Source organism: Chryseobacterium sp. 3008163 (assembly GCF_003669035.1).
GTDB lineage: Bacteria > Bacteroidota > Bacteroidia > Flavobacteriales > Weeksellaceae > Chryseobacterium.
This window is the reverse complement of record NZ_CP033070.1, coordinates 3926707-3945317: the sequence shown is the minus strand read 5'-3', so window position 1 is coordinate 3945317 and position 18611 is coordinate 3926707. Positions and strand designations below refer to the sequence as shown.

Genomic DNA, 18611 nt, shown 5'->3' with positions numbered 1-18611 from the left:
ATTTAAGATTTAGTTACAAAATACATTTCCATTGCGCCTTTACCTTTGGTTTCGATTTTCCCTCGAAATTCAAAAGCAAAATTATCTTTCACCAGTTGATAGGTTGATTCAGAAATATTTATTTTTCCTTTATCACTGTTCTGCTCCATTCTTGCAGCTGTATTTACGGTGTCGCCCCAAATGTCGTAAGCGAATTTTTTCACCCCAACAATTCCGGCAATCAAAGAACCTGAATTAATTCCGATTCTGATATCCAAAGTATTAGGATTTGTCTTTTTCTCTGTTCGATAAAATAAATAATATCCAAAGCTACCAAAATCGTTTGATACGCATGACTTTTATTTTTAAGTGGTAATCCACAAACTGCTAAATAAGCATCTCCAATCGTTTTTATTTTTTCTAAACCATGTTTTTCCATGATCATATCGAAAGCGGTAAAACATTCGTTGAGCTCAACCAACATTTTCTCCGCGCCCATTTTCTCTGAACTCTGGGTAAAATTAACAAAATCAGTAAATAAAACAGTGACTTCGTCATAATATTTCGCTTCTGAACTTCCGTTTTCTTTCAATTCTTCTGCAACTTCATGAGGAAGAATATTCAGTAGTAGATTCTCGGTTTTCTGCTTTTCTTTCTGCAGTTCAAAAGTTCGTTCATCAACCTGTTTTTCAAGTAAATCATTTTGATTTTGAAGAATCTGTTGCTTTTCATAAGACAGGTTTTTCACCTGCTCAATCTGTAAATTAAGGTTTTTATTATCATTGGCAGAACGCCATGCAAGAAAAGCCGAAAGTGTAAATGGAAGACTGAAAATAAAAATGATGAAAATGATGAAAATAGACATTTCGCTAAAACTATTTCCCGGATTAACCTCTAAGTTACCACCTGAATAAATTAAATATAATATTGTACCAATGAGAATGATAAAGAAAAAAGCAAACCAGCACCAATTATTATTGACCCTGGTATTTTTTTAATAATTGCCCGAATAACAAGATATAAAGCTTCTAAACAGACAGATGTTATAATGAAAATATATAACGGTTTTGCAAAATCCTGCGCGATACTAGGAAATGTGATTAAAAAACACAAAATTACAGATAAAGCAACTAGAATTTTAAATCTTAATCCTATTTTACCAAAAAGGCTATTAAGCATCACACTTAAAAAAACTGCTGCAAACAAACCGGCAAAAGAACTGATGTAACCAAGTTGCATATTTGTTTTAATATCTTCTGTTTCATAAGAGAAAAACCATGCTAGCAAAACACAGACATCCCAAGATTAAATAAGGAAAATAGCAGATTTGAACGATCTTTCCTATAAAATAAAAAAGAGAGAAAATGAATTAAAAACAATGTTAAAAAGATAAAAGCAATACCTTCAATAAGTACTCCTCTCATAAGAATTTGCCTCATCATTACTGCGATAGTCGAATTGGGATTTGAAATCGAAATTTGAAATCCTTGTATTACCTGGTCAGCAAAAGGCTCTGTATTTTCGTATCTAACTGCGAGTAAATGAGCACCTGCAGCACCGCCATTTAAGATAAGAGGAAGAGTAGGATTTACGTATTGTGGTTCTTCTCCTTCTTTTGCAAATTTCCCGTATCGTTTGATAAATTTTCCATCCCAATAAATATCCATCGCAGCACCACTTCTAAATTCCAAAGCTAGAGGTTGATGCTCTGCAGTAGAATCTATGCAGATTACTGTTCTTAGCCAAACAATATCCTGCGGATTTTTCTTTTTAATTTTGAGTTTTCAAATTTTTTGGTGATAGAGTTTTCCCATTTTGAATCATCAAAGTCATTTTTCGCCCATTCCTTATTATCTCCTATGCTAAATTTCCATGGTTTATCTAAATCAACATTCTGGTTTTCTTTGAAGAAATTATCTTTTACTACAATATTGCAGAAATCTTTCGTCGTTTTTTGTGCCTGGAAATATCCCGAAAGCAGAATGAAAAAGAATAAATAAATGTTTTTTTGTATTTCATGGAAATGATAGCATCAAATGAGAATATTTATTGCAAGATATTAAAAAAGCACATCATATTTATGGGTTTTCAAAGAATCCTCTGCAAAAGAAAAGTTATGGAATACCATGAAAGCAAAAAGTATATTTTTCCTCAAAATCTTATGTTTTAAGAATTTACAAAATACATTTCCAATGCACCTTTACCTTTGGTTTCGATTTTACCTCGATATTCAAAAATAAAATCATCCTTTATTAATTGATAGGTCGCTTCAGAAACATTTAATTTCCCCAAGGTACTGTTCTGCTCCATTCTAGCAGCCGTGTTCACCGTATCTCCCCAAATATCGTAAGCGAATTTTTTCACACCCACAATTCCAGCAATGATAGGTCCGGAGTGAATTCCGATTCTGATGTCCAAAGCATTGGGGTTATCTTTTTTCTTTGTTGGATATAAGAAAGAATTTCTAAACTTGCATTGACTGCATTTTTCGCATGCTGATCATTGGAAACAGGTAATCCGCTTACAGCCAAATATGCATCACCGATAGTTTTTATCTTCTCTAAATTGTATTTTTCCATGATATTGTCAAACTCTGTGAAACAGATATTCAGCTCATTAAGAACTTCCTGCACGCCGATTCTTTCGGAATTTGCCGTAAAGTTGACAAAATCTGTGAACAGAACTGAAACTTCATCGAAATGTTTTGCGTTGGTTTTTCCTTTTTCTTTTAATTCTTCGGCCACTTCAAAAGGAAGAATATTGAGCAATAAATCGTCTGATTTTTGTTTTTCTTCAGCGATTTTTTTATTGTCTTTGCGCTTTTGATTGTATGAAAACCCGGCAAAACCTAATAATAAAAGCGAAAGTCCCGCTCCTATTGCCCACATATTTTTCTGGGTTTTAGAACTTTCTAAATCTGCTTTGGCAATGGCATCTTTTTTTCCTGATTAATGCTGGCTAACTTTCTCTCCTGTATGTATTTTTGTTCCGCCTCCTTTTTTGATAAGCATAACTAAGTTCAATTTCATTCCTCTTTGCATCTTCTTCCAACAAAAGTCTTTTACGCTCTTCATCGGTTTTCGCAGCTGCTTGTTTTTTTTCAAATTCAAAACGGAGTGCTTTTAGTTCTATTTCTTTCTGGAGCTGAATTCTTTTGGTTTCTTCTTCTAATTTTATTCGGGTTCTTTCGCTGTTGAGCTCGGTTTCGGATTGAAGATTTGAGAGCTGTTTCATTTTCTCTAAACCATATATTTTCTCATTTTCTTCAATATACTTTTTATGATAAAATAGGGCTTGTTCATAGTTGCCCAACTTTTCATGTACTTTAGATAAATTTTGGTTGTTTTGAATGATAAGTTGAGGAACAATCAAAGTGTTCGTATTTTTTATAAAATCAGATTCGGAATTTAAATCTTTTAACAAAGTTTCAAGCTCCTCCTTATTTAAAGATTTATTATTTTCTGAGAGCAATTTTGTAACCTGAATATCGTGCAAAACCGACTGATAAGTAAATTTAGTAGACGCAATATCTTGCATTGGTATCAGCTTTAGTGCTTTATGTATATAATTTTCTGCAAGCGTATAATTTTTGTCATGTTTATTTAACAATGCATAACCATAATATATGGTTGCTAAACTAGGTGAATTGCTGTCTTTGAAATAATCATAAGACATATCTAAATAATATTTAGCAGAATCTAATTCTTTTTATCTTCATAACATAATGCTAATAAGCTGTAAGTACCATTAATCTGCTCCTTGTCTTTTTTGTCGGTAAATTCTATACTTTTTTAAAAGAATCAATGGCCTTATCATGATTTTTGGTGCCTATATAAAAGCTTCCTAAGACTAAATATGCTTGATTAAGTTTATCTGGGTAATTCTTTTTTACAAAATTAACGTATGTATTTGCGGCTTCATAAGTGTCACTAAATTTACTTTGTGTGTAACTATTAGAAAACAAACCCTGATAAGCAAACATCACAAAATGCTTACTTATATCTTTTCCCTCTCTATAATATTTTATGTTTTTTTGAAAATATTTCGAAGCTTCATCATTATTCTTTTTATAAACATTTGAAAGCGCAAACATATGATTCAGCATTGCTTTGCTGTTGTAATCGCTAGAGTTTTCTAAGAACTGTTCGCCTTTTTTCAGATGAAAATCTAATAAATTAAAATCAGCTTTTACTAAATACAATTCTGCAAGAACCAAATGCATTTCGCCCTGTTTATTAACATCTTTCTTTTTTTCAAAAAGCGACATCATATTTTTCACATAAACAATAGAGCTATCTACATTTTTAGGATAATAGGTACTGAAAAGTTTTTTGTTACCTGCAATTTTTTCGTCGTCAGTTTTAGCTAAAGATAATTTCTTTTTCAATTCTAGAATCTCAACAGATTCCTGCGCTCTAAAAACTGTATTCCCGTAAAAAAGAAAACAGATTATAATAAAAGATGTAGTTTTATTTTTCAATAGGATGGTTAAATCGTTTATCCACAAAAATAAAAAAATCATTCTATTAAACTAACAGAATGATTCAAATTGATGAGAAATACTTTTTCTTATTTCAAAGCATCTAAGGCTGCTTCATAATTTGGTTCGTTTGCAATCTCAGAAACCTGCTCTGTGTAAACTACTTTATTGTTTTCGTCAGTTACGATTACAGCACGGCTCAAAAGACCTTTCATAGGAGAATCTGTGATCGTTACTTCATAATCGTCACCGAAAGTTCCTCTGAAATCTGAAAGTGTTTCTACATTATTCAAACCTTCAGCAGCACAAAATCTTGTTAAAGCAAACGGTAAATCTTTAGATACATTGATGACCACTGTGTTTTCTAATTGGTTAGCTTCTTCGTTGAATTTTCTTGCGGAAGATGCACATGTTGGCGTATCGATACTCGGGAAAATATTAAATACTTTTTTCTTTCCTTCATAGCTATCTAAAGTTTTTACATTTAAGCCTGAATCTACCAATGCAAATTCTTTGATGGTAAAACCTACTTCAGGAAGTTTTCCTAATGTATGTACTGCGTTTCCTTTTAAAGTAATATTAGACATAATTTAATTTTTTAAAGTTTCTCAAATTTATTCAATTTTCAGCCGATTTCATTTGAAATAAAGGTTAAATAATTCTTAAAGTGAACATAAAAATACTTATAATTAAAATCATGTTTTCAATATCAAAATTTAATTAGATTTACGCACCTAAAAAAAATTAATAGCCATGCGAGGAAAAATTACTCTGTTGTTATTTGCATTACCATGCTTCGGATTTGCCCAATCAGTGATTGGCAACATCAATTCCGGAGCTGTATCTGCAGATAATTTCACGCATTCTGTAGGAGAAATCTATGTGATTCCTACTGATCCTGACCAAAACAATTCGGGAACAATGGGAATGCTTTATCAATCTGTATTACAGGTTTTGGGCGTAAGTGAATTGGAAAATGAGACGGTAAAAATCTATCCGAATCCTACTGCTGATTTCGTTTATGTAAAATTAACTTCAAAATCAAAAATCGACGAAGTTGAAATTTACGACTTTGCAGGAAGACTTGTTTTAAAAACAAAATTACAGTCAGACAAATTAGATTTAAGAACATTGAGTCAAGGCACTTACATGATTACGTTCAAAAATCCTGACATCAAACCAATTAAAATTATTAAAAAACTTTAAAAACTAATTATACATGAAAAAATATACGCTACTTTAGGATTATTTATCGCTTCTTTCTTAAGCGCACAAGTTCCGCAAGCTTTTAGTTATCAAACAATTGCTTTCAACGCTACGGGTGCTCCAATTGCCAACGGAAACGTTGCTTTGAGAATAAGCATTTTAGATAATTCTGCGACAGGAACTGTTTTATATACTGAAACTCAAAATAAAACAACAAACTCAAAAGGTTTAGTTAATTTAAATATTGGACAAGGAACTCCTACAACAGGAAATTTTGGAGGAATTAACTGGGGTACAAACACAAAATTTGTGAAAGTAGAAATGGATCCTGCTGGTGGGAGTAACTATACGAATGTTGGGGTTAATCAATTGATGAGTGTACCTTACGCTTTGGTTGCAGGAAGTGTCCTGTCTACCACATCTTCAAATAGCAGTGGAAATATTGTTTCGCTTAAAAACAATACAGGAAATGGATGTATTATTGTATATTCTGATAATGAAGCAAAAGCATATTATTTAAACGCTAATGGAACAAATTCTGGAAGTTGGAACGGAAGTAATGTAACTTTTTCTTCACCAGTTAAAGGTGCTATTGCATCAAATAATACCATTGTTGTGTATTCTGACAATGAAGCAAAAGGTTACTATCTTAATCCCAATGGAACAAATTCTGGAAGTTGGAACGGAAGTAATGTAACTTTTTCTTCACCAGTTAAAGGTGCTATTGCATCAAATAATGCAATTGTTGTGTATTCTGACAATGAAGCAAAATCCTTTTATTTAAATCCAAACGGAACAAACTCAGCATCTTGGAATGGTAGTTCCGCAACTTTCACATCTCCCATTAAAGGTGCAGTTTCATCAAACAATACAATTGTAGTTTATTCTGATAATGAGGCAAAAGGTTATTATTTAAATCCTAACGGAACGAATTCCGGAAGTTGGACTAGCAGTTCAGTAACTTTTTCTTCGCCTGTTAAGGGAGGATTAGCTTCTGGTGGAAGTATAGTTGTATATTCTGAAACTGAAGCATATGGATATTATTTAAATCCAAACACTACCAATTCAGGAAGCTGGACAAGTAGCGGTGTTACATTCTCATCTCCAGCAAAAGGGATTATTTCAACTGCAAAATAATATCAAAATAAATATTTTTTTTTAAAGAGGCAAAAGCCTCTTTTTTTATGCAAAGACTCCTGATAAAACAATGATATTTACTAAATTTGTGAAACTAAAACTTTAAATAATAAATAACAGTATAATGTCAGAAAAATCAAAAATCTATTACACACTTACAGATGAGGCTCCGATGTTGGCAACACACTCGTTTTTACCGATTGTAAAAGCATTTACAAAACCAGCAAACATTGAAATCGCCGTTCCGGATATTTCTTTGGCAGGAAGAATTTTAGCAAACTTCCCTGAGTTTTTGAAAGATGATCAGAAAATCAATGACGCTTTAGCTCAATTGGGTGAATTAGCGACTCAGCCTGACGCAAACATTATCAAATTACCCAACATCTCTGCTTCTGCACCACAGCTAGATGCTGCAATCGCCGAATTACAAGCTAAAGGTTTCGCAGTTCCAAACTATCCTGCAGAACCGAAAAATGACGAGGAAAAAGCCATCAAAGCTAAATATGCTAAAGTATTAGGAAGTGCTGTAAACCCTGTGTTAAGAGAAGGAAACTCTGACAGACGTGCTCCAAAAGCCGTTAAAAATTACGCAAAAACAAACCCACACAGAATGGGCGATTGGGCATCTGACAGCAAAACTGATGTTGCTCACATGAACAGCGGAGATTTCTACGGAACTGAAACTTCGACGACTCTTGAGAACGCTACAAAATATAAAATCGTTTTTAAAGGTAATGACGGTGCAGAAACTTTATTAAAAGATTTCGCAGATCTAAAGGCCGGAGAAGTAATCGATTCCTCTGTAATGAATTTAAATTCTTTGAAATCTTTCGTTAAAGAAGCGATCCAAGAAGCTAAAGATAAAAATGTATTACTTTCGGCTCACCTAAAAGCTACAATGATGAAAATCTCTGATCCAATCGTTTTCGGAGCGATCGTTGAGACATTCTTCAAAGATGTTTTCACTAAATATGCTGAGACTTTCGATTCTTTAGATGTAAATCCAAACAACGGTCTTGCTGACCTTTTCGATAAAATCAAAGGAAATGCTCAGGAAGCTGAAATCAAAGCTGATATTGAAGCGGCTTTGGCAAACGGACCAAGAGTGGCAATGGTAAATTCTGACAAAGGAATTACGAATTTCCACGTTCCTTCAGACATTATTGTTGATGCTTCTATGGCTGCTTTGGTAAGAGGCGGTGGGAAAATGTGGAATAAGGAAGGTAAAGAAGAAGATACAGTTTGTATCATTCCCGATCGTGCTTATGCAGGTTTCTATCAATCTGTAATTGATGATATGAAAGCGCATGGAAAATTAGATCCTACAACAATGGGTTCTGTTCCGAACGTTGGTTTGATGGCTCAAAAAGCTGAAGAATATGGTTCTCACGACAAGACTTTCCAAGCTACGGCTGAAGGAACAATTGAAGTTCAGGATGAAGCTGGAACTGCTCTTCTTTCTCAAAAAGTTGAAGCTGGAGATATTTTCAGAATGTGTCAGACGAAAGATGCTCCGATTCAGGATTGGGTAAAATTGGCTGTAAACAGAGCAAGACTTTCTGATACACCAGCTATTTTCTGGTTAGATAAAGGAAGAGCTCACGACAGAGAAATGATCAAAAAAGTTGAAAAATACTTAGCTGATCACGATACCAACGGATTGGATATCAAAATTCTTGATGTAAAAGATGCAATGACAGAAACTCTGAAAAGAGCAAGAGAAGGAAAAGATACTATTTCTGTTTCAGGAAACGTATTGAGAGATTATCTTACAGATCTTTTCCCAATTCTTGAGCTTGGAACTTCTGCTAAAATGCTTTCTATTGTTCCATTGATGAACGGTGGAGGTTTATTCGAAACTGGAGCTGGAGGTTCTGCTCCAAAACACGTTGAGCAATTCTTGGAAGAAGGATATTTAAGATGGGATTCTCTAGGTGAATTCTTAGCGTTACAGGCATCTTTAGAGCATTTAGCACAAACTCAAGGGAATACGAAAGCTCAGGTTTTAGCGGATGCATTAGATGAAGCAAATGCTAAATTCTTAGCGACTGACAAGTCTCCTGCAAGAAAGGTTGGACAAATCGATAACAGAGGTTCTCATTTCTATTTGGCTATGTACTGGGCAGAAGCTTTAGCAAAACAAACTGCAGATGCTGAATTGGCTCAACAATTTGCTCCGGTTGCAGAAGCATTGCAGGAAAGCGAAGAAGTAATCAATTCTGAATTAATTGGCGCTCAAGGTAAGCCTCAAAATATTAATGGATACTACAAAACTGATACTTTCAAAACGTATGAGGCAATGAGACCAAGTACTGTTTTAAATGAAATTATTGACGGAATTTAATTTTCGAATTTAATATAAATTGAAAGCTCCTTTTTTAAAGGAGCTTTTTTGTTTTTAAACATAAAATGATTACGAATATTTTTCACAAATGGCACAATTCATAAAGGATTATCCCAGTTAGCATTACGAAAAAGATTTAAAAAGTAATATTTTACTTTAAGATTTCTTAATAATGTAGATTCACATTTATATTTAAATATGTGCTTTTCTTATTTTAATTAAACTTAAAACAAACAATCCTAATACTCCCAACACGAAATAACCTTCTGCAACCTGCAATTGAACTTCAGGCTTAATCAACGCTACAATTCCGTAACTTAATGCAGAAGTGATGATGAAGGCTACTCCACCTGTCAAACCACCTGCGATTCCAGCAGAATTTGGAAACCTACCGATGCAGTACGAGAAATAATTATTAAAGATAAATCCTGCTGTCACATGAACAGCAAAGGCAAAAGCCACCAAACTGTAGATATTGCTTGTAAAATAAGATGCTACAAACATCAGAATGATTAAAATAATCTGAATGAAATTGGCGAATCTAATTTTGGGCAAAAATGCTTTTTTGATTAATGCTTTTCCTAAAAAGCCTCCCGTCATCCACGCAAAACCGAGAATTAAAGAAACATAACCTGCAACTACTTCAGAATAACCCATTTTATGCTCAATAATAAATGAGCCGCAGAGATTAAAGAACATAATCATTGAATAACTCAATCCACACATCAGCATTCCGTAGAAGAAATCTTTGGCTTTGAACATTGAATTGTATTCTTTAATGAGAAAATCGATATTGAAAGGATTTTTCACTTTCAATGTTTCTCCGGAAAAAATAAATTCGAGAATTAATAAAAGTAGACTATACCCTGCCAGCACATAAAAATTAGACTGCCATCCGAAATTATGCTGTAAATATCCACCAATAAAAGGCGCAATAATAGGACCTACAGACCATACAATCGTCATGATGCTCAAATAATGTTTTCGCTGCTCTCCTTCATAAACATCTACAAAAAATGCCCGCTTGGAAACCACTGCAAATCCTGATAAAATTCCCTGGAGCACTCGCATGGCGTAGATAATAAAAATATTCTGCGTCGTTGCTGTAATTAAAAATGAAACGACAAACAAAGCCAGTGAAGCCATGGAAACCTTGTATCTTCCGAATGAATCTACAATACTTCCGGCAAAAAACTGAGTAAGACCATAACTGATTAAAAATATCGATAAAGTAAGCTGGATATTACTTTCTGGTTGATGTAGTTCCGTTGCCATACTCGGCATTGACGGCAAATAAATATCCGTCGCCAGACCCGACATCGGAATGACCGCAAAAGCCAATATCGTCGCAATGAGTTTATTTCTCTCTTTTAACATCCGCATGAAATTTTCAAGCAACAAAAGTCCAACTTTTTATTTGTTAAAGCTTGTTTGTTTAGATGAATAATTATGAAATAGGATATTATTAAATTCAATCAAAAAAGAGCCTTTATTTTATTTTAATTTTTCTTACTTTTATAATCACCACCAAAATACTATGGAAATCTTCATCATTATTGTATTAATACTTCTTAACGGAGTGTTTTCAATGTCAGAAATGGCATTGATCTCTTCCCGAAAATTCAAACTAAAAAGTATCGAAAAGAAAGGAAATTCCAACGTAAAAACAGCCATTAAACTTTCTGAAAATCCTAACAAGTTTCTTTCCACTGTTCAAATAGGAATTACCTTAATCGGAATTCTGCTTGGAATTTATTCCGGAGACAAACTCACCGCAAATTTCGCAAAATACATTTCTCAGTTTGAAACTTTCTCAGAATATTCAAAAGCAATTGCTTCTGTTTTAATTGTTGCGCTAATTACGTTTTTATCGATTGTTTTTGGCGAATTGATTCCTAAAAGATTAGGTATGAAATTTCCTGAGAGAATTTCCATTTTCATTGCAAAGCCGATGTATTGGGTTTCAGCACTAGCCTCACCTTTTGTGTGGCTTCTTACCGTTACCAATGTGGGAATTTTAAAACTTTTCGGAATTAAAAACGACAAAAAAGAAAGCGTCACCGAAGAAGAAATAAAATCAATCATCAAAGAAGGAAGTGAAGGCGGAATTATTGAAGAAAAAGAACACGACATTCTGAAAAATGCCTTTGCTTTAGGTGACAGAAAAGTAAATTCTTTGGCAACTCACCGTTCTAAGATTATTTCGTTGAATATTGATGACAGTTATGAAACCATTAAAACTAAGATTAAAAGTTGCTCATATTCAACCTATCCTGTTACCGACAGAAACAATCTAGACAATATCATCGGAATTGTAAAAATGAAAGATCTTTTTGATTTTTCGCATCAGAATTTTTCATTGAAAGACCATCTTAAAAAAGCAGTTTTTGTGAGTGAAAATTCATTTATTTATCCGCTTTTAGAAAGTTTCCAAAACAATAGATCGCATATTGCGGTTGTTATTGATGAATACGGAACAACGAAAGGAATCATTACTTTGAATGATATTCTGGATGATTTGATTGGAAATATTCCTGACGGAACTGACGTGGAACCGGAAATTATCAAACGAAATGAAACTTCATGGTTGATTGACGGAAAATGCTCGATTTATGATTTTAAAAAATATTTTGATGTTGAAATCGATCAGGAGGCTGAAAAGAAGTTTGTGAGCGTTTCAGGACTGTTTTTTCATGATTATGATGAAATGCCAAAAACCGGCGACACTGTAAAAATCGGAAACCTTCTTTTAGAAATCGTTGACAAAGACGGAAACCGAGTTGACAAAATTTTAGCCAGCAAAATTCTGAATGTAGATAAAACGATGTTGAATGAATAATTTAATTTAAATGATTATAAATTATTTTAAAATTCTTAAAATCTTCGCTTTGTAAAATATTAATTTGTAATTTTAAGGAAGAGTTTCACCAATAAACATCCGAAATTATGGAAAATATAAAGTTTGAAATAACCCCTTATCAGGACGAGTTACAGTTATTAATTGACGACAAAAAGGTTGGTTATATGTCGATTTCTGTTGACGGAAGATTGATGAATGTTTACTATACCAAAATTGATGAAGATTTGGAAGGACGTGGTTATGCCAAACTTCTTTTAGATAAATTGGTAAGCTATGCTGAAGAAAAAGACCTTATGATCGATCCTGAATGCGATTTTGTAAGACAACAACTTGAAAATCATCCGAAAAGATACAAAGGAATCTGGCATGACTAAATTATTCCCACCAATTCTGAAAATGTTGATCTGTTTTATTTAAATCTAATTTTTCACCGATTTTCGGAGTGAGAATGTGTAAATTATTCTCTTTACCTAGTGTCGCTACTTTTTGTAGTGGTTCATTCCAAGGATGCAAAGCCAAAGCAAATTTTCCCGAATGTACCGGAATAATATTCTTTGCCTGAATATCGATACTTGCCTGAATAACATCTTCAGGCAAAGCATGAATGTACTTCCAAGCTGGGTTATACTGTCCATTTTCCATAATGGCATAGTCAAACGGGCCATATTTTTCTCCAATCGTTTCAAAATGAGTATCATAACCGCTATCTCCGCCTAAAAACAGTTTTTTTGTCGGTGTTTCAAGAACGTAAGAAGTCCACAACGTATTATTTCTACGGAGTTTTCTTCCAGAGAAATGTCTAGCCGGAGTGAAGGTAATTTTAAAACTATTTTTTAATTCTACAGTTGTTTCCCAATCCTCTTCAATCAATTGATCCTGAGAATACCCCCATTTTTCAAAATGAGCACCTACACCTAAAGGCATGATCACTTTTCCTACTTTGTCACGGATTTCCTTTACTGTTGGATAATCCAAATGATCGTAATGATCATGGGTAATCACCAAATAATCAATATTCGGAATATCTTGAGGTTTAAATAAATCTGCACCTTCGAAAGCTTTGTTGAAAAATTTAAAGGGCGAACCATACGTACTTAAAACAGGATCAATTAAAAATGAAACCCCATCAATCTGTATGTAATACGATGAATGCCCCATCCATATAAAAACATCTTCATTGGAGGGAAGATTTTTTAAATCGGTATGAACTGCAGGTATCTTCTGCAGAGGTTTCAACAACGGATCTTTTTTAGAAAAGAAAAAATTGTACATCACTTTCGGCATGCTATACCCTTCTGCAAATGACGGTGTAAAGCTTTGGTTCTGGAACTGCTTGTTTCTATAATTCTTAGATTTCAGCATTCTTTCAAGTCGTTCTCCTTTCGGTTCTGCGCCGAAAACTTCTTGAGACATTACTAAATACGTTACAATTGCGATAATCGCAGCCAATATGATGAAATAAATCATTGTGAAAATTTGAAATTCAAATGTAAAAAACTTTCTCTAAGTTTACTACTCTTTCATCAATGACGCACGATAATGAATTTTACTTTTTTTAATCAAATTATATTTAAAAGTTTTTAAATTCGTTTATCAAAAAAAACTACGCCTTGAAATATTTTTTAACAATCTCATTTGTTCTCTTTCTTTTTTCATGTTCTCCCGTGAAAAAGTATAACGAACAAAGATTAAGCATGATCTCACCAGAAAAACTTCGTGAAGATGTAGATTTTGCTTACCGAAAACTTCAGGAAATGCACCCAAATCTGAATTGGTATATTTCAAAACAAGAACTTGATTTTAAATTTGACAGTTTAAAAACCACTATCAATAAACCTCTCACTTCCACTCAGTTTTATTTTAAATTACAGCCTGTCATTGCAAAAATCCGTGAGGGACATTTATCATTGAAAATTCCTGCAAAAAGGTTTTCAAAAAAGGAAATTAAAGCTTTAAAAAACAAAAAAGGACTTTTCGGAAGATTTGAATATCATGTAGAAGACGATCATTTATATTTTATTGAAAACAAAGATTCCATTCAAAATATTAAACCCGGAACCGAACTTTTAAGCATTAATGGTGTTCCTGTTTCTGATTATCTTAAAAAATACCGTCAATTAATAAGCAGTGACGGTTACAACACCACTTTCTATCCGTATTATCTGAAAGATGTTTTCTTTAATTTTTTCGTTGCCGAAAAAGGTATTATGGACAGCGCTAAAATTGAAACACTTTACAATGACGAAAGACAAATTTTAACATTAAAAAGAGAATCAAAAAATAAAACAGAAATTGAAAAAGATAAAGCCGAGAAAAAACGAACTCCCGAGAAAAAGCTGAATGATTATGTGGCTGCAACGAGCTCTTATAACAGAAATTTTAAATTTTTAGATAAAGACAGCACGATTGCGTACATGAAAATAAAAAGTTTTTCAAGAACGTTTTCAAATAAGTTTTATAAAGAATCTTTCGAGAAAATCAAAAATGCAGAATCTTCTTATCTCATCATTGATATCCGTGAAAATTACGGCGGGTCACTCTACGAAATCAATCAATTATACTCTTACCTCGCTCCGGAACCTTTTGTTTTGATAAAACCTTCCAAGCTTGTTTCGAGATTGACTCCATTGAAAACCAATTATTTCAGAAAATCAAATCCATTGGAATACACTTATAAAAGTTTGGCTTATCCCGGATATTTCTTGTATCAGGCTTTGAATGTTTACAAAGGAAAAGATGGAATTGCGTACTATAAAATGAAAGAAAACAAAGCCACAAAGCCAAAAGAAAACGCTTTCAAAGGGAAAGTGTATGTTTTGATTAATGGCGGAAGTTTTTCGGCATCGTCCATTATTTCATCTAAATTAAAATTTGACAAACGTGTAACTTTAGTCGGCGAAGAAACCGGTGGTGCAAATGATGGAACCGTTGCAGGATTTTATTCTTACCAAAAACTTCCCAACTCACAAATAGATTTACCGATCGGGGTACTTTTAGTTCAACCCAACATTACATTTGGAAATACTCAAAAGGGGGTCGTTCCTGATGTTGAAATTGATGAAAGTATGCAGGATATTATTGATAAAAAAGATGTGCAGCTAGATTGGGTAAAGAGTGATATTCAGAAATTAAAAGACAATAAAACTCAGAATTAAAGCGAATGAAGCTGATTATTAAAGTTTTAAAAACCATTTGTATTGCCATTTTCACATGGTTCATCATTCACTCTGTGTACATTATTTATGATGGTTTATCTGATAACGGAGCTCAGGCAGATGTTGCAGTAATTCTTGGAAATAAAGTAAATAAAGACGGAACATTATCTGAAAGATTGGAAAAACGTCTTGAAACCGGAGTTGAACTTTATCAAAATCATCGTATTAAAAGAATAATTGTAAGTGGCGGTTTGGGAAAAGAAGGATTTTATGAAGGTTCAAAAATGAAAGAATATCTCATTAGTAAAAACATTCCAGATTCTGTCATTATCGTTGATAACAAAGGAGATAATACAAGATTAACCGTTGAAAATACTTTAAAAATTCAAAAGAAATATCATTTTAAAAGTCTTATTGTTGTTTCGCAATACTTTCATGTGACACGAACGAAAAAATTATTCAGCAATAAAGGATTTAAGAATGTAAGCAGTGCAAGTCCGAGATATTTTGAATGGCGGGATTTTTATTCTGTTCTGAGAGAATTTCCGGCTTTTTATACACAGTAAATCTAATTAATAAAGCATCAATTTAAGAAAAGCATAAAAAAAATATGTAGTTTTATCATATGAAAAATACATTTTTTTCTGTCCAGAAAGAGAGTTCAGAGTATTTCAGAAATATATTCGCCGATTCAATGTATCATATTTTTCTGTTTGACGGAAACGGAAAAATCGTCGTTGATTTTGTAGAATATGATTTTACCGGAAAAACTGTATTTTTTTCTTCACCTTTTCAGAATATTCAGATTGTAAGTGAAGCTCAAATCGATGTTGAAGTTCTAAATTTTCACAGTGACTTTTATTGTATAGAATTTCATAAAAAAGAAGTTGCTTGCAACGGTTTACTTTTCAACAACATCTATCTTTTTCCACATTTTTCTTTAACAGAACAAGTTTATTTGGAAATTTCAGAATACTTTTCAAAAATTCAGGAAGTAAATCACAATGAAGATTTTTCAGGTTCTGTTTTACAGTCATATCTTCAGCTGATTTTGGCAATTTCAAGTCGTGAAAAGAATAAATTACTTCCTGATAAAGAATTAATTAAAGATGAGTTTAACGAACTCAAATCATTTCAAAATTTGGTGGAAGAACATTTCCTTTCGGAAAAGAATCTGTCTTTTTATGCAGATTTACTTCACGTAACTTCCAACACATTAAGCAAAAAAATTAAATCTAAATTTAATAAAACACCCTCTCAGATTATTCAGGAAATGGTAATTCTGGAAGCGAAAAAACAGATTCATCTCACAAGAAAATCAATCAAAGAGATAGCTGTAGAACTCAATTTTAATGATGAATTTCATTTCAGCAAATATTTTAAAAAATACGTCGGAATTTCGCCTTCACAATTCAGAAAAGAAACAGGAATTTCCATTGTGGCAGATTTGTACAAATAACGTCCACAATCGTCCATTTCATAGGCTTTGGGTTCAGCATAACTTTGTCAAAAAATAAATTATGTTAGAACTCTTAGCAAACTCACAGAAAAATTTTATTCATTTTTTAAGAATAAGCATTTTTATCGTAATGGCTTGGATTGGCGGCTTGAAAGCCTTTCATTACGAAGCAGAAGGAATTATTCCTTTTGTAGCAAACTCACCCTTTATGAATTTTATGCTGAATAAAAATGTTTCGGATGAAGATAATTACAAGCTTCACAAAAATAAAGAAGGTGAAGTCGTTCCTGAAAATGTAAAATGGCATGAAGCGAACGGAACATATACTTTTTCTCACGGATTAGGAACGGCAATTGTTCTAATCGGAATTTCAGTTTTATTGGGAATTTTTTATCCGAAAATTGGTTTAATAAGTGGAATTTTAACGGCAGGAATGTCTTTTGTAACTCTTTCATTTCTCATTACAACACCCGAAGTCTGGGTTCCCGATTTAGGAAGTTCCGAATACGGATTTCCTCTACTTTCTGGAGCGGGAAGATTGGTTATAAAAGATCTCATTATGATGGGAGCAGGATTGGTGATCGCATCAGATTCCGCAAAAAGTATTTTGAATTTGAGAAAGGTGTAAATTTTTATAATTAACGGGTTTCGGCGGGCCCAAGGGCCCGCCGAAACTCTGCTCGAAAATCTAAACGTTATTTTTTAAGCTCAGTCAAAAGACTTTCAATCTGACTCACATATTTTCCATAAAAAACTCTATACCAATACTTTACAAGTAAGAATAGACCAAAAAGTCCAACTGCAAGCATTGAAAGAATGGTGGTGGCAATCTGAACATTACTCAACGGTGTGGGATGAGGAATAAATTCAATTACAATAATCAGTTCACACACCAAAAACGGCACAAACGAAAGCATAAATGAAAGGTAATACTGTTTATTCAGATCAAACTGATACTTTAAATCCTTCAGACTCTCATAAGTTTTCATCATCGGGCTACTGATATCTTTATACAATTTAAAAAATTTACTGAAAAAAAAGACACCACGATTACCATTGAAAACAGCAATACCGTTAGATAAAATTTAAACTTGAATGGAGCTTCCGGAACAGGAATCCAAACTATGAAAAATCCAAAGATTAAAATTCCGACCGTTGACCAAAACTCCATTCGCATATTTTTACGGATTTTTTCTAACGGAAGATTTATTTTATTGCTATGCTCGATACTGATTTCGGGTGTTTCCTCAGACACATCGTCATTCCACGTGTTTTTAAGGTCATCTATATTCATTGTAATTGATTTAAAAAGTTGATAATTATTTTGAGTTTAAGATATATTTCAGTTTGTTTTTTGCTCGGTTCATTTTCACACGTACATTTCCCTCAGAGATTCCCATTTGGTCGGCAATTTCTTTCCCTGAGAAATCTTCCAGATAATAAAAAATAAATGCTTTATCGATAGGGTTTAGTTGATTAATCGCTTTATACATTGCAGAGAGTTTCTCTTCTTTTTCGAGGTCATATTCATCCTGCACAATTTTGTAATCAGTAAAATCTTCGTTATTGATAAAGCTTCTTTTCTTTTCTGATTTCAAGAAGACAATCGCCGTATTCAAAGCGATTCTGTACAGCCACGTTGAAAATTCACTTTCGCCTCTGAAACCTGCGTACGCCTTCCAGACCTGATAGGTTATTTCCTGAAAAAGATCGTCGCGGTCGTCTTTATTATCCATGTACATTTTAGAAATCTTAAAAATGATTCCTTTATGCTTTTCTATTTTATGTAAAAATTCCTGTTCTAATGAGGTCATGGCTTTCAACTCTATGGAGTTAGTAGTTGTTTGAAATAAATGTTACACATTTTTTATTTTTTATTTTTTATTTAATAAGTTTTCAATCATCTTTCATTTGGCAACCTTGTCAAGGTTAAATCACCTTAATAATAACTTGTGTTTCTTTCCGAAGTTTACGACTTTGTTTATCTTAAA

Annotated in this window: 18 protein-coding genes and 2 pseudogenes; 9 read left to right on the top strand and 11 right to left on the bottom strand. The window is 33.1% G+C overall.

What is annotated here, in order from left to right; translation table 11 throughout:
* Positions 1-2 precede the first annotated feature (2 nt).
* The 7 genes and pseudogenes from EAG08_RS18240 to tpx all read right to left on the bottom strand — a co-directional run bounded on the left by EAG08_RS18240 (position 3) and on the right by tpx (position 5046).
* Positions 3-844: pseudogene (locus EAG08_RS18240) on the bottom strand (adenylate/guanylate cyclase domain-containing protein).
* Between the two features lie 50 nt (positions 845-894).
* Positions 895-1218: a hypothetical protein gene (locus EAG08_RS18235; RefSeq protein WP_129536677.1), complete on the bottom strand. Its 324-nt coding sequence runs from the start codon at positions 1216-1218 to the stop codon at positions 895-897.
* 41 nt (positions 1219-1259) lie between these two features.
* A complete protein-coding gene (locus tag EAG08_RS18230) occupies positions 1260-1670 on the bottom strand; it encodes a hypothetical protein (RefSeq protein ID WP_129536676.1) in 411 nt (136 codons plus the stop codon).
* A 475-nt stretch (positions 1671-2145) separates the two neighbouring features.
* Positions 2146-2867, bottom strand: a pseudogene (locus tag EAG08_RS18220) (adenylate/guanylate cyclase domain-containing protein).
* 70 nt (positions 2868-2937) lie between these two features.
* The gene (locus EAG08_RS18215; protein WP_164998595.1) at positions 2938-3588 is read right to left on the bottom strand and encodes a hypothetical protein; all 651 of its coding nucleotides are present in this window, start codon (positions 3586-3588) and stop codon (positions 2938-2940) included.
* Between the two features lie 172 nt (positions 3589-3760).
* On the bottom strand, positions 3761-4366 hold the full coding sequence (locus tag EAG08_RS18210; protein WP_164998594.1) for a hypothetical protein: 606 nt from the start codon (positions 4364-4366) through the stop codon (positions 3761-3763).
* A 182-nt stretch (positions 4367-4548) separates the two neighbouring features.
* Entirely contained in the window at positions 4549-5046 is a 498-nt protein-coding gene (gene tpx, locus EAG08_RS18205; protein ID WP_129536671.1) for a thiol peroxidase, read from the bottom strand.
* Between the two features lie 166 nt (positions 5047-5212).
* Here tpx and EAG08_RS18200 point away from each other — a divergent pair, with 166 nt between their 5' ends.
* The 3 genes from EAG08_RS18200 (at position 5213) to EAG08_RS18190 (ending at position 9146) form a co-directional block, all read left to right on the top strand.
* Positions 5213-5665, top strand: coding sequence for a T9SS type A sorting domain-containing protein (locus EAG08_RS18200; RefSeq protein ID WP_129536670.1), 453 nt, complete (start codon positions 5213-5215; stop codon positions 5663-5665).
* 144 nt (positions 5666-5809) lie between these two features.
* Positions 5810-6802, top strand: a complete 993-nt coding sequence (locus EAG08_RS18195) for a hypothetical protein (protein ID WP_129536669.1) — start codon at positions 5810-5812, stop codon at positions 6800-6802.
* 124 nt (positions 6803-6926) lie between these two features.
* Positions 6927-9146, top strand: a complete 2220-nt coding sequence (locus EAG08_RS18190) for an NADP-dependent isocitrate dehydrogenase (protein ID WP_129536668.1) — start codon at positions 6927-6929, stop codon at positions 9144-9146.
* Positions 9147-9338: 192 nt separating this feature from the next.
* On the opposite strand, the gene EAG08_RS18185 is transcribed toward EAG08_RS18190, so the two are convergent.
* Positions 9339-10523 (bottom strand): MFS transporter, encoded by a 1185-nt coding sequence (locus tag EAG08_RS18185; protein WP_228446640.1) that lies wholly within the window; start codon positions 10521-10523, stop codon positions 9339-9341.
* Between the two features lie 160 nt (positions 10524-10683).
* Here EAG08_RS18185 and EAG08_RS18180 point away from each other — a divergent pair, with 160 nt between their 5' ends.
* Together EAG08_RS18180 and EAG08_RS18175 are read left to right on the top strand one after the other, a co-directional pair.
* Positions 10684-11985: a hemolysin family protein gene (locus EAG08_RS18180; RefSeq protein WP_129536666.1), complete on the top strand. Its 1302-nt coding sequence runs from the start codon at positions 10684-10686 to the stop codon at positions 11983-11985.
* A gap of 107 nt (positions 11986-12092) precedes the next feature.
* Complete coding sequence (locus EAG08_RS18175) at positions 12093-12380, top strand: GNAT family N-acetyltransferase (RefSeq protein ID WP_129536665.1); 288 nt, start codon at positions 12093-12095, stop codon at positions 12378-12380.
* 1 nt (position 12381) lies between these two features.
* On the opposite strand, the gene EAG08_RS18170 is transcribed toward EAG08_RS18175, so the two are convergent.
* The gene (locus EAG08_RS18170; RefSeq protein ID WP_129536664.1) at positions 12382-13473 is read right to left on the bottom strand and encodes an MBL fold metallo-hydrolase; all 1092 of its coding nucleotides are present in this window, start codon (positions 13471-13473) and stop codon (positions 12382-12384) included.
* Positions 13474-13700: 227 nt separating this feature from the next.
* Between EAG08_RS18170 and EAG08_RS18165 the strand changes: the two genes are divergently transcribed.
* The 4 genes from EAG08_RS18165 to EAG08_RS18150 all read left to right on the top strand — a co-directional run bounded on the left by EAG08_RS18165 (position 13701) and on the right by EAG08_RS18150 (position 17248).
* Positions 13701-15161, top strand: a complete 1461-nt coding sequence (locus EAG08_RS18165) for a S41 family peptidase (protein ID WP_129536663.1) — start codon at positions 13701-13703, stop codon at positions 15159-15161.
* Positions 15162-15166: 5 nt separating this feature from the next.
* A complete protein-coding gene (locus tag EAG08_RS18160; RefSeq protein WP_129536662.1) occupies positions 15167-15727 on the top strand; it encodes a YdcF family protein in 561 nt (186 codons plus the stop codon).
* 59 nt (positions 15728-15786) lie between these two features.
* The gene (locus tag EAG08_RS18155) at positions 15787-16620 is read left to right on the top strand and encodes a helix-turn-helix domain-containing protein (RefSeq protein WP_129536661.1); all 834 of its coding nucleotides are present in this window, start codon (positions 15787-15789) and stop codon (positions 16618-16620) included.
* Positions 16621-16681: 61 nt separating this feature from the next.
* Positions 16682-17248 carry a DUF417 family protein gene (locus tag EAG08_RS18150; protein WP_129536660.1) on the top strand — a complete coding sequence of 189 codons (567 nt, stop codon included), beginning with the start codon at positions 16682-16684 and terminating at the stop codon, positions 17246-17248.
* Positions 17249-17315: 67 nt separating this feature from the next.
* Here EAG08_RS18150 and EAG08_RS18145 read toward each other — a convergent pair whose 3' ends face one another.
* Both EAG08_RS18145 and EAG08_RS18135 read right to left on the bottom strand, forming a co-directional pair.
* Entirely contained in the window at positions 17316-17636 is a 321-nt protein-coding gene (locus tag EAG08_RS18145) for a hypothetical protein (RefSeq protein WP_129536659.1), read from the bottom strand.
* A 303-nt stretch (positions 17637-17939) separates the two neighbouring features.
* Positions 17940-18434, bottom strand: a complete 495-nt coding sequence (locus EAG08_RS18135) for an RNA polymerase sigma factor (protein ID WP_129536657.1) — start codon at positions 18432-18434, stop codon at positions 17940-17942.
* Positions 18435-18611 lie beyond the last annotated feature (177 nt).